This is a genomic window from Rahnella sp. CG8, from assembly GCF_023701875.1.
In the GTDB taxonomy this organism is placed as follows: domain Bacteria; phylum Pseudomonadota; class Gammaproteobacteria; order Enterobacterales; family Enterobacteriaceae; genus Rahnella; species Rahnella aceris.
Window position 1 is genome coordinate 121,557 of sequence record NZ_JABAED010000006.1, and the last position, 12,191, is coordinate 133,747.

General features: G+C 52.3%; 12 protein-coding genes and 1 other annotated feature. Of the genes, 8 read left to right on the forward strand and 4 right to left on the reverse strand.

The window, feature by feature from the left end:
• Positions 1-102 precede the first annotated feature (102 nt).
• Positions 103-927, reverse strand: a complete 825-nt coding sequence (locus HGO41_RS07905; RefSeq protein ID WP_013575088.1) for an SDR family oxidoreductase — start codon at positions 925-927, stop codon at positions 103-105.
• 329 nt (positions 928-1,256) lie between these two features.
• Positions 1,257-1,378 (forward strand) — a sequence feature (His leader region).
• A 74-nt stretch (positions 1,379-1,452) separates the two neighbouring features.
• On the opposite strand from HGO41_RS07905, the gene hisG reads away from it, so the two are divergent.
• The 8 genes from hisG to hisIE are packed head-to-tail and all read left to right on the forward strand — an operon-like array spanning position 1,453 to position 8,607.
• Positions 1,453-2,352, forward strand: coding sequence for an ATP phosphoribosyltransferase (hisG, locus tag HGO41_RS07910; RefSeq protein ID WP_013575087.1), 900 nt, complete (start codon positions 1,453-1,455; stop codon positions 2,350-2,352).
• Positions 2,353-2,355: 3 nt separating this feature from the next.
• Entirely contained in the window at positions 2,356-3,669 is a 1,314-nt protein-coding gene (hisD, locus tag HGO41_RS07915) for a histidinol dehydrogenase (protein WP_013575086.1), read from the forward strand.
• Complete coding sequence (gene hisC / locus HGO41_RS07920) at positions 3,669-4,802, forward strand: histidinol-phosphate transaminase (protein ID WP_112198260.1); 1,134 nt, start codon at positions 3,669-3,671, stop codon at positions 4,800-4,802. The genes hisD and hisC overlap by 1 nt, the downstream gene beginning before the upstream one ends.
• 14 nt (positions 4,803-4,816) lie before the next feature.
• Positions 4,817-5,881, forward strand: a complete 1,065-nt coding sequence (gene hisB, locus HGO41_RS07925; RefSeq protein WP_015689709.1) for a bifunctional histidinol-phosphatase/imidazoleglycerol-phosphate dehydratase HisB — start codon at positions 4,817-4,819, stop codon at positions 5,879-5,881.
• The gene (gene hisH, locus HGO41_RS07930; protein ID WP_013575083.1) at positions 5,881-6,471 is read left to right on the forward strand and encodes an imidazole glycerol phosphate synthase subunit HisH; all 591 of its coding nucleotides are present in this window, start codon (positions 5,881-5,883) and stop codon (positions 6,469-6,471) included. The genes hisB and hisH overlap by 1 nt, the downstream gene beginning before the upstream one ends.
• A 5-nt stretch (positions 6,472-6,476) precedes the next feature.
• Complete coding sequence (gene hisA, locus HGO41_RS07935; protein WP_013575082.1) at positions 6,477-7,214, forward strand: 1-(5-phosphoribosyl)-5-[(5-phosphoribosylamino)methylideneamino]imidazole-4-carboxamide isomerase; 738 nt, start codon at positions 6,477-6,479, stop codon at positions 7,212-7,214.
• A complete protein-coding gene (gene hisF / locus HGO41_RS07940; protein WP_013575081.1) occupies positions 7,196-7,969 on the forward strand; it encodes an imidazole glycerol phosphate synthase subunit HisF in 774 nt (257 codons plus the stop codon). The genes hisA and hisF overlap by 19 nt, the downstream gene beginning before the upstream one ends.
• 23 nt (positions 7,970-7,992) lie before the next feature.
• Positions 7,993-8,607: a bifunctional phosphoribosyl-AMP cyclohydrolase/phosphoribosyl-ATP diphosphatase HisIE gene (hisIE, locus tag HGO41_RS07945; protein ID WP_041689068.1), complete on the forward strand. Its 615-nt coding sequence runs from the start codon at positions 7,993-7,995 to the stop codon at positions 8,605-8,607.
• A 117-nt stretch (positions 8,608-8,724) separates the two neighbouring features.
• Here the strand turns inward: hisIE and gnd are convergent, their stop codons facing one another.
• The 3 genes from gnd to HGO41_RS07960 all read right to left on the reverse strand — a co-directional run bounded on the left by gnd (position 8,725) and on the right by HGO41_RS07960 (position 12,162).
• Entirely contained in the window at positions 8,725-10,134 is a 1,410-nt protein-coding gene (gene gnd / locus HGO41_RS07950) for an NADP-dependent phosphogluconate dehydrogenase (RefSeq protein WP_013575079.1), read from the reverse strand.
• Positions 10,135-10,408: 274 nt separating this feature from the next.
• Entirely contained in the window at positions 10,409-11,227 is an 819-nt protein-coding gene (locus tag HGO41_RS07955) for a glycosyltransferase (protein ID WP_112151822.1), read from the reverse strand.
• A gap of 14 nt (positions 11,228-11,241) precedes the next feature.
• Positions 11,242-12,162: a glycosyltransferase family 2 protein gene (locus HGO41_RS07960; RefSeq protein WP_134706176.1), complete on the reverse strand. Its 921-nt coding sequence runs from the start codon at positions 12,160-12,162 to the stop codon at positions 11,242-11,244.
• Positions 12,163-12,191 lie beyond the last annotated feature (29 nt).

Below are 12,191 nucleotides of genomic sequence, written 5' to 3' on the forward strand. Positions count from 1 at the left end.
ATGAGAAAGGGGTTTTCCGAACGTTAATGCAGCAGACACTTAACAACCTGCCGAAATTTCCGGCAGGTCATAACGTGAAATTATCTACACCGCGTTTGGTGATTAAAAAGGCATGGTTCGCGGATCAGGATGCTGATATTCAAAGCCAAGTTCTTTGCAGATTCGCTCACCATCGACGATTTTGCCCTTCTGTGCTGAAGCTTGTTCAGCAAAAGTCGGCGGCTCCAGCCCCATCTGTCTGGCCAGCGCCGGATAAAACTCCGCTTTGGCAGGATGAGCAGGTGCGCACAGGTTATATGTATGGCCGCCTTTCGGCAGACTGAGTAACAACGCAATCGCGGCAATCACATCATCCTGATGCACCAGGTTGACACCATGCTGACCGCCTTTCACCTGCGTCTTTCCGGCCATAAAACGTCCCGGATGGCGATCGCCGCCGACCAGACCGGCCAGACGCAGTACATCGACAGACGTATTGGGTAAACCATGGAGCCAGTTTTCGAGTTCTTTGAGCACCTTTCCGCTGGTCGTGACCGGTTCAAGCGGCGACCCCTCACGCACCACACCCTCTCCTTCACCGTAAACAGATGTCGAGCTGGTGAAAATAATGCGTTTGACGTTATGCGCCAGTGCGCTGTCGGTTAACAGCTGTACCGCCTGGAAGTACAGTTCGCTGCCTTCCACCGTCCGGCGCGCAGGCAGGGTAATGATCAGCGCATCGACATTCAGCAACTGATCGAGATCTTCCGCCACACATTCCATCTGCGGCGTAAACACCAGCGGGAAACACTCGATCCCCACGGCTCTGGCGGCATCTACCCCATCCGGCGTGGTTTTACTGCCGACCACCTGATAACCTTTTGAAGCCAGCGCCATCGCCAGTGGCATTCCCAGCCAGCCCAGTCCGATAATCGAAACCTTCTTCATACTTCGCTCCGTTGTTTCATTGGCATGTGGCATCACATCACCCACTGCTGATACTGCTTCCTTTATACTAGCAAATGTCACCTTTTCCCGGTTCAGCCTGCGTAAGGTTTTCTCTGCCTCTGTTAACAGATCATTCATTTATTCGATGAAAACCCTGCTGCAGATAAGAAAAACTCATCATCGGAAAAAAAGGTTGCGCTGTTACCGCCCGATAGTTTAGTTTTATTGGCAGCGAATTTGATATGTGTGGCGAATGATTCAAATCTGAATCACGCGGCATATAAATGAACATACTGAGACACTGACATGACAAACGTTCTGATTAACCACCGTCATCACCATCACCCTGACTAGTCTTTCAGGCGATTGGTGCTGGGAGACTGTTTAGATCTTCCAGTGGCGCAGAACGCAGAGATAGCCCCCGGAAGATTTCTTCCGGGGGCTTTTTTTTTGGCCTGACGGATTGAAGTTAACGCCTTTAAACAAACGATTTTTACGATAAATAATTAAGAAACTGAGGTCATCATGCTGGATAAAACACGTTTACGGATAGCAATGCAAAAGTCAGGTCGCCTGAGCGATGAATCACGCGAACTGCTGGCCCGCTGCGGGATCAAAATCAACCTGCAGGAACAGCGTCTGATCGCCTTCGCAGAAAACATGCCGATCGACATTTTGCGCGTGCGTGATGACGATATCCCGGGGCTGGTGATGGACGGTGTGGTGGATCTGGGTATCATCGGTGAAAACGTGCTGGAAGAAGAGTTGCTGAGCCGCCGCGCCCAGGGCGAAGACCCGCGTTATTTCACCCTGCGTCGTCTGGATTTTGGCGGTTGCCGTCTGTCACTGGCGACGCCACTGGACACGGAGTATACCGGTCCGCAAAGCCTGCAAAACGCCCGCATCGCCACCTCGTATCCGCACCTGCTCAAGCAATATCTCGATAAAAAAGGCGTCGATTTCAAATCCTGCCTGCTGAACGGTTCTGTGGAAGTCGCCCCGCGCGCCGGTTTGTCGGATGCGATTTGTGACCTGGTCTCTACCGGCGCCACGCTCGAAGCCAACGGCCTGCGTGAAGTGGAAGTGATTTATCGCTCCAAAGCCTGTCTTATCCAGCGCGACGGCGAAATGCCACAAGAGAAACAACTGCTGATCGACAAAATGATGACCCGTATTCAGGGCGTTATTCAGGCACGCGAATCCAAGTACATTATGTTGCACGCGCCAAGTGAGCGTCTTGATGAGATCGTTGCCCTGCTGCCGGGCGCTGAGCGTCCGACCATTCTGCCGCTGGCAGGCGATCAGCAACGTGTGGCCATGCACATGGTCAGCAGCGAAACCCTGTTCTGGGAAACGATGGAGAAACTGAAAGCGCTCGGCGCCAGCTCCATTCTGGTTCTGCCAATCGAAAAAATGATGGAGTAAGCCATGAAGCCTGACGCGTTCACTACCCCGATTGACTGGCAGCAATGCGACGAACAACAGCGTCGCGAGCTGCTGACACGCCCGGCAATTTCGGCGTCTGACCGTATTACCGAATCTGTCAGTGAAATCCTGCGCCGCGTGCGCAGTGAAGGTGACAGTGCGCTGCGCGAGTTTTGCGCCCGCTTTGATAAAACTGAAGTCCGGGAATTGCGCGTCACTGCACAGCAAATCGGGGCAGCGGCCGCGCGTTTAGGTGAGGACGTTAAACAGGCGATGGCACATGCCGTGCGCAATATCGATACCTTTCATCAGGCACAAAAACTGGCTGTGGTGGATATCGAAACCCAGCCCGGCGTACGTTGCCAGCAACTGACCCGCCCTATTCAGTCCGTGGGCCTGTATATTCCGGGCGGTTCTGCGCCGCTGGTGTCCACCGTATTAATGTTAGCGACCCCGGCGCGTATTGCCGGATGCCAGAAAGTGGTGCTGTGTTCTCCGCCGCCGATTGCCGATGAAATTCTGTATGCCGCTCAACTGTGTGGCGTGGAAGAGGTGTATCAGCTTGGCGGTGCGCAGGCAATTGCCGCGCTGGCCTTTGGCACCGAAACCGTGCCGCGTGTGGCGAAAATCTTCGGGCCGGGCAATGCCTACGTCACCGAAGCCAAGCGTCAGGTTAGTCAGAGCCTGGACGGCGCGGCAATCGATATGCCAGCCGGGCCTTCAGAAGTGCTGGTGATTGCCGACAGTGGCGCGACACCTGACTTTGTCGCCTCTGATTTGCTTTCTCAGGCAGAACACGGCCCCGATTCTCAGGTGATTTTGCTGACGCCGGATTTGAAAATGGCGCAGGCGGTTGGTGAAGCCGTTGAACGCCAGTTGCAGACATTATCCCGCAGCGAGATTGCCCGTCAGGCACTGGCAAGCAGCCGTCTGATTGTGGCGAAAGACATCGCGCAGTGTATCGAAATCAGCAATGCGTACGGTCCGGAGCACCTGATCCTGCAAACCCGTGAGCCGGAGCAACTGGTCGACAGTATCACCAGCGCCGGTTCAGTATTTCTCGGTGACTGGTCACCGGAATCCGCAGGCGATTACGCTTCCGGCACCAACCACGTCTTGCCGACTTACGGTTACACGGCCACCTGTTCCAGCCTCGGTCTGGCAGATTTCCAGAAACGCATGACCGTTCAGCAGTTAACGCCTGAAGGTTTGCTCGGTCTGGCAAATACCATCGAAACCCTGGCGCAGGCTGAACAACTGACCGCACACAAAAATGCCGTGACTTTGCGCGTTAACGCTTTAAAGGAGCAACGCTGATGAGCAATGAAAACACCCTCAGCGTTCAGGCGCTGGCACGTAAGAATGTGCAGGAACTGACCCCGTATCAGTCCGCACGTCGTCTCGGCGGCAACGGTGATGTGTGGCTTAACGCTAACGAATACGCCATCGCGCCACAGTTTGAACTGACGCAGCAGACCTTTAACCGTTATCCGGAATGTCAGCCTGCGCTGGTCATCAACCGTTACGCAGCTTATGCGGGTGTTGACCCGGAACAGGTGCTGGTCAGCCGTGGCGCAGACGAAGGCATTGAACTGTTGATCCGCGCATTCTGTGAACCGGGCAAAGACGCTATTCTTTATTGCCCGCCGACTTACGGCATGTACAGCGTCAGCGCCGAGACAATTGGCGTGGAAGGCCGCACCGTGGCCGCGAAAGCCGACTGGTCCCTGGACATTCCTGCCATTGAAGCCGCCCTCGACGGGGTGAAACTGGTGTATGTGTGCAGCCCGAATAACCCGACCGGCAACATTATCAACCCGGATGAAATCCGCGCCGTATTGGAAATGACCCGTGGCCGCGCGATTGTCGCAGTCGATGAGGCTTATATCGAATTCTGCCCACAGGCGACAGTGTCGGGTTGGTTGCAGGAATATCCGCACCTGGCGATTTTGCGCACGCTGTCCAAAGCGTTTGCCCTCGCCGGTTTGCGCTGCGGCTTCACGCTCGCCAACAGCGACCTGATTGGTTTATTAATGAAAGTGATCGCGCCTTATCCTTTATCTACGCCTGTAGCCGATATCGCTGCACAGGCGCTGAGCCCGGAAGGGCTGGCGATAATGCGTCAGCGGGTGACTGAAGTGACGGAAAACCGCGCGTGGTTGCGGGAAGAACTGGAAAAATGCGCCTGTGTTGAAGAGGTTTTTGCCAGCGACACTAACTACGTCCTCGTCCGCTTCTACGCTTCAAGCGCCGTCTTTAAAAACCTCTGGGATCAGGGCATTATCCTGCGTGACCAGAACAAGCAACCGGGACTTTCCGGCTGCCTGCGGATCACAATCGGTACCCGGGAAGAACTGCAACGGGTGATCACCGCCCTGCAGCCTTTACCTGGCGCTACCGCATCCACTCTTAATGATAATCAAAATAGCCCCCGCAAGGAGCACATGTGAGCCAGAGTCCGTTATTGCAAAAAACACTGTTCATCGACCGCGACGGTACCCTGATTTCCGAGCCACCTGAAGATTTTCAGGTCGACCGTCTGGACAAACTGGCCCTCGAGCCGGGCGTCATTCCGGCACTCTTAGCGCTGCAAAATGCCGGTTTCAAACTGGTGATGATCACCAATCAGGACGGTCTGGGCACCGCCAGTTTCCCGCAGGAAACCTTCGACCCGCCGCACAACCTGATGATGCAGATCCTGACTTCACAGGGCATCGTTTTCGACGAGGTGCTGATTTGTCCGCACCTGCCAGCCGATCACTGCGATTGCCGTAAACCAAAAACCAAACTGGTGGCGGGTTATCTGGAAAGCGGCGTGCTGGACACGGCAAACAGTTATGTGATTGGCGACCGTGACACTGATATCCAGCTGGCGGCCAATATGGGTATCGCCGGGTTGCGTTATCAGCGCGATACGCTGAACTGGGCGACGATTGCAGAGCAACTGACTCAACGTGACCGCCATGCAAAAGTTAACCGCGTAACGCGGGAAACGGCCATTGATGTGGATGTCTGGCTGGATCGCGAAGGTGAAAGCAAAATCCGTACCGGTGTCGGTTTCTTCGACCATATGCTGGATCAGATCGCTACGCACGGCGGTTTTCGTATGAACATCGAAGTGAAAGGCGATTTATATATCGACGATCACCACACGGTGGAAGATACCGCACTGGCGCTGGGCGAAGCGCTGAACAAAGCGCTGGGCGATAAACGTGGCATTGGCCGTTTCGGATTCGTACTGCCAATGGATGAATGTCTGGCTCGCTGTGCACTGGATATCTCCGGGCGTCCGCACCTGGAATACAAAGCTGAATTTAACTATCAGCGCGTCGGCGACCTGAGCACGGAAATGGTCGAACACTTCTTCCGTTCACTGTCTTATGCGATGGCCTGTACCCTGCACTTGCGTACTAAAGGCAAGAACGATCACCACCGTGTTGAGAGCCTGTTCAAAGCCTTTGGCCGCACACTGCGCCAGGCAATTCGTGTGGATGGCAACACCCTGCCGAGCTCGAAAGGAGTGCTGTGATGAATGTCGTTATCCTTGATACCGGCTGTGCCAACCTCTCTTCCGTGAAATATGCAGTTCAGCGTCTGGGCTATGAGCCCACGGTGAGCCGTGAACCGGAGATTGTGTTGCAGGCTGACAAATTGTTTTTACCGGGCGTCGGCACGGCGCAGGCGGCGATGGAACAGCTCGAACAGCGTGAGCTTATTGACCTGATCAAAGCCTGCACCCAACCGGTGCTGGGCATTTGTCTGGGTATGCAACTGCTGGCTTCATCGAGCGAAGAAAATGGCGGTATCGATACACTGGGTATTATTGAGACGCCGGTGCAGCGCATGCCAGACCTTGGTTTGCCGCTGCCACATATGGGCTGGAATCAGGTCACCGCCAACGCCGACAGCCATTTATTCCGCGGCATTGATGAAAATGCCTACTTCTATTTCGTCCACGGATTTGCCATGCCGGTATGCGAAAACACGGTCGCTCAGACACTTTACGGCGAGCCCTTCAGCGCCGCCGTACAAAAAGACAACTTCTTCGGCGTGCAGTTTCATCCCGAACGTTCCGGTGCCGCGGGCGCACAGTTGCTGAAAAACTTTCTGGAGATGTAAACAGCATGATTATTCCCGCTTTGGATTTGATCGAAGGCAGCGTGGTGCGTTTGCATCAGGGTGATTACGGTCAGCAACGTGACTACGGCAATGATCCGTTACCGCGTTTGCAGGATTATCAGCAGCAAGGTGCGCAGGTTCTGCACCTTGTCGATTTAACCGGCGCGAAAGATCCGGCTGCGCGCCAGATCCCTTTGCTGACGAAATTACTGGCCGGTGTTTCCGTGCCGGTGCAGGTCGGTGGCGGCATCCGTAATGAGCAGGACGTTGAAGCACTGCTTAACGCTGGCGCAACCCGCGTGGTGGTCGGTTCGACTGCAGTGAAAGATCCGGCGACCGTACAGGGCTGGTTCAGCCGTTTCGGCGCGGATGCGCTGGTGCTGGCACTGGATGTACGCATCGATGCCGAAGGTACCAAAAAGGTGGCCATCAGCGGCTGGCAGGAAAACTCCAATGCCACGCTGGAACAGGTCGTCGAGCAATATCTGCCGTTCGGCCTGAAACATGTGCTGTGCACCGATATTTCCCGTGACGGTACGCTGGCCGGTTCCAACGTCGAACTTTATCGTGAAGTGACAGCGCGTTATCCGCAGGTGGCGTTTCAGGCTTCAGGCGGTATCGGCTCACTGGATGATATCGCTGCATTGCGTGACAGCGGTGTGGAAGGCGTGATTGTCGGGCGCGCATTGCTCGACGGTAAATTTAATGTGACGGAGGCAATTTCATGCTGGCAAAACGGATAATCCCCTGCCTCGACGTTAAAGACGGTCAGGTCGTCAAAGGCATACAGTTCCGCAATCACGAAATCATCGGCGATATCGTACCGCTGGCGCAGCGCTATGCGAAGGAAGGCGCGGACGAACTGGTATTCTACGACATCACCGCCTCAAGCGACGGCCGCGTAGTGGATAAAAGCTGGGTATCGCGCGTGGCTGAAGTTATTGATATCCCTTTCTGCGTGGCGGGTGGCATTAAGAGCCTTGAAGATGCCAGCCAGATTTTGCAGTTTGGTGCAGATAAGATTTCTATTAATTCCCCTGCCCTGGCGGATCCGACACTGATCACCCGCCTTGCCGACAGGTATGGTGTACAGTGTATCGTCGTGGGTATCGATACGTGGCACGATACAGAGACGGGAACTTATCAGGTTCATCAGTTTACCGGTGATGAAGCGCGTACTAAGATCACCACCTGGCAGACTATCGACTGGGTGAAGGAAGTGCAGGAACGCGGCGCAGGTGAAATTGTGCTGAATATGATGAATCAGGACGGCGTGCGTAACGGATATGACCTTGAGCAACTGAAGATGATCCGCGAAGTGTGTCATGTTCCGCTGATCGCTTCGGGCGGCGCGGGGACCATGTCACACTTCCTTGACGCCTTCCGCGAAGCACAGGTCGACGGCGCACTGGCCGCCTCCGTGTTCCACAAACAAATTATTAATATTGGCGAGCTGAAAAGCTACCTGGCCGAAAATGGCGTGGAGATCCGCTTGTGAGTAATCAGGATGTAAAAACCGGTCTGCTGACCGATGAACAGATTAGCCAGCTCGACTGGGAAAAAGTGGATAACCTGATGCCAGCCATCATCCAGCACGCGGTGTCGGGTGAAGTGCTGATGCTCGGATATATGAATCAGGAAGCACTGGGCGTTACGCAGTCTTCCGGCAAGGTAACGTTTTATTCACGCACCAAAGAGCGTCTGTGGACCAAAGGCGAAACGTCAGAAAACTACCTGAACGTCGTCAGCATCACCCCGGATTGCGATAACGACACGCTGCTGGTGTTGGTCAATCCGCTTGGTCCGACCTGCCATAAAGGCAATAACAGCTGCTTCCACCCTGCCGAAACCGACTGGGCGTTTCTGTATCAGCTCGAAGAACTGCTCGCCTCGCGCAAAACCGCCGATCCGGAAAGCTCGTATACCGCCAAACTTTACGCCAGCGGTACCAAACGCATCGCACAAAAAGTCGGTGAAGAAGGCGTTGAAACTGCGCTGGCCGCCACCGTCAACGACCGCTTTGAACTGAAAAACGAAGCCTCAGATCTCATTTATCACCTGCTGGTATTGCTGCAGGATCAGGATCTGAACCTGAGTGCGGTCATTGAGAATCTGCGTCAGCGTCATAAGAAATAACGTCGACATTCAAAAGTAAAAGTTCAGACGTGAAAAAGCCGCCTTTGCTGATGCATTGGCGGCTTTTTTGTCTCGACGTGACAACACCGGCACGCTTAACACGTGCCGGTCAGGCAATTAATCCAACCATTCGGTATGGAATACGCCATCTTTGTCGGTACGTTTGTAAGTATGCGCACCGAAGTAGTCACGCTGTGCCTGGATCAGGTTGGCGGGCAGAACCGCAGAACGGTAGCTGTCGTAGTAGTTGATCGCAGCAGAGAAGGTTGGCGTCGGGATACCGTTCTGAACGGCATAAGACACGACATCACGCAGCGCTTGCTGATATTCATCAGCAATGTTTTTGAAGTACGGAGCCAGCAGCAGGTTAGCGATAGAGGCATTTTCAGCATACGCATCGGTAATTTTCTGCAGGAACTGTGCACGAATAATACAACCCGCACGGAAAATCTTCGCGATTTCACCGTAGTTCAGATCCCAGTTGTTCTCATCTGATGCGGCTTTCAGCTGTGAGAAGCCTTGCGCGTAAGAAACGAGTTTGCCCAGATACAGAGCACGACGCACTTTCTCGATGAACTCCGCTTTGTCGCCAGAGAAAGGTTTCACCGCCGGGCCGGACAGTACTTTAGAAGCCGCAACACGCTGGTCTTTCAGGGAAGACAAGTAACGGGCAAACACAGACTCGGTGATCAGCGTCAGTGGTTCGCCCAGATCCAGTGAGCTCTGGCTGGTCCATTTACCGGTGCCTTTGTTCGCTGCTTCATCCAGGATCACATCGACCAGGTATTTACCTTCTTCGTCCTTCTTAGTGAAGATGTCTTTGGTGATGTCGATCAGGTAGCTGCTCAGCTCGCCTTTGTTCCAGTCAGCAAAGGTGGTCGCCAGCTCTTCGTTGCTCAGGTTCAGGGACTGCTTCAGCAGAGAATACGCTTCTGCGATCAGCTGCATGTCGCCGTATTCGATACCGTTGTGCACCATTTTGACGTAGTGGCCGGCACCATCTGCACCGATGTAAGCCACACAAGCGTCGCCATCTTCAGCACGGGCTGCGATTTTTTCAAGAATAGGTGCTACCAGCGCGTAGGCTTCTTTCTGACCGCCAGGCATGATAGACGGGCCTTTCAGCGCGCCCTCTTCACCGCCGGAAACGCCGGTACCGATGAAGTTGAAACCTTGCTCGGACAGTTCGCGGTTACGGCGAATGGTGTCTTTGTAATAGGTGTTACCGCCATCGATCAGGATGTCGCCTTTATCCAGGTGCGGAGTCAGGGATGCGATGGTTTTATCAGTTGCTTCACCGGCTTTCACCATCAGCAAGATACGACGAGGTTTTTCCAGCGAGTCAACAAACTCTTCGACGGTGTAGTGCGGAACCAGATTTTTACCCGGATTTTCAGCGATGACTTCATCAGTCTTGTCGCCTGAACGGTTAAAAATGGAAACGGAATAACCACGGCTTTCAATGTTAAGCGCGAGGTTACGGCCCATGACCGCCATACCGACAACGCCGATCTGTTGTTTGGACATTAGCAACTCCTGTCTGAAATAGTTGATCGCCCAGTTTTTAGTCTAAACCCCTGTAAACAGTGAGTTTAACTGCACTGAGCCATACAAATGAACACAAGCATTGTACATGAGAATGGCGAAGGGTGAACCTATTGCAGCCATAACAATATTCTGATCGCACATGCCAGCAATCCCCTGCTTCGCCCTTCTCAGAGGCCAGCTTTACTTTACCGGTAACATGTGGGGAATGCAGGTAAAAAAGAGCTTTCGCGGGCACACTTTAACGACTTATGTCTCAACGGCCATTCTTAGTCGGTAACTGGCTAAGGCATTTCTGGTTAAGCTGTGCTCTCTCTTTGTCGCAGAACCAACCCCATTTATTGAAATATTTAATTGCGGAAACAACGTGATAAATCATAAATTTTTTATTCTGGTATGAGGAACGCTGAGCCTCATGGACGACAACAGAGTCAGGGCAATATCGTACAGCGAATTCTGATTGGCTCACCCTTCGAGATAAATCAACATCTTCCAGGTAAAGGAAAAAACGGGGATCAAATCCTTTTGTTTCCTTCAGGGCATCCCTGCTCATGAGCATGAAGCATCCGGATAAAGAGGGGGCGAAAAATGCCTGATTGAGATCAGCCTGATGTAGTTCATAAGTCTCGTTAATACCGCTGGAAAGGCGGGTAAAAAAACGTCTTATAAAAAGCTGATACGGTGTCGGCAATAGTCGACAGCAATGCTGCAAGGAACCATCTGGGTAAATGACTTTAGGAATGCTCAATCCGATCTTATTAATGACACAGTAATGATAGAGTTTGTCAACTTCGCCGGATTTGAAAGCAATATCCGGATTACAGATCAGCGTAAACTCATACTGCTCTGCATAACGCCTGAATACTTCATTATGACCTGTCCCGAAACCACAATTGGTCTTTAAAATTAGGATCTCGATTTTAGGGTGGCTATAGTCTTTTAACCAGCGGCATTCCCCGCCATTATCAACAATGACAATTTTTGATATAGTTTCCTCATTAATCAATGAGTTAATCGTTGGCTCGATATCCGCATACTGGTGTTTATAGAGCACTAAGGAAGCGATGATTTTCACTATTTATACCAGTCTTATATTTTATTCAGCAGCACATAAGTCAGTGTGGTGAAATAGCCGATGGCCTGTTGATGATAGATACCGGAACTTTTCATCAGTTTTAACCTCATCGAAAGGCTACTGTTCCTGATGCTTTTAAAGTCGTGCAGAGTCGCCGCAGACTCCGGCGTAAGGTGTCGACTGACCCTGCCCAGCACTTCAAAATTCATATTATTCCAGATAGCCGCTCTCCCACTGTGAGCCTGCAAAAAATTTTGTATTCGCTTACCCAGCCCCATACTATTGCCAATAACATTATTATGGTGTTGTCGATAAAATACAGTAGGAATAGTGTCAAAAAAAACTTTCCCACCACATCCGCTGACAATCTGATAGAGAGACCAGTCATGCGCAACCATAGGAGCGCCATAAGCCAGAGCAAGAAGCTCTCTGGCCTTATGATTGAAAACCATCGTATTGCCACTGGCAATGTTTTGAAGGATTGAATTTGCGAAAGCCGGGGGGCGTTTATAGTTAGGGGAGGCCCCGATGATTTTTCCTTCAGCATCCGTCAATGTTGTCCTGGAACAATACAGCGCAGGGACATCCTCAGGGATCTCAGAAAGCCAATTAATCGCCCGCTCCAGCTTGTCAGATTTCCAGACGTCATCTTGATCAGAAAAGGCATAATATTTCGCGCATATTTCTTCATTGTTAACCATATGCATGAAGTTTTCTACAAACCCGCGTTTTGGACCTTTTAAGAGTGTGCCTTCAAAGTGGGAGCAATCAATAAATGAACGGGCTATTGCGCAGGTTTCATCGGAAGAACCATCGTCAGAGATGTAAATATGTACATTATTGACAGATTGATTTTCAATAGATTCTAGTTGAGATAGCAAATATGGTGCACCATTGTACGTGCACATCATAACTGCAATTTCAGGGTCCTGCATATTGGGATAACCTTATTCTGATACTGAGA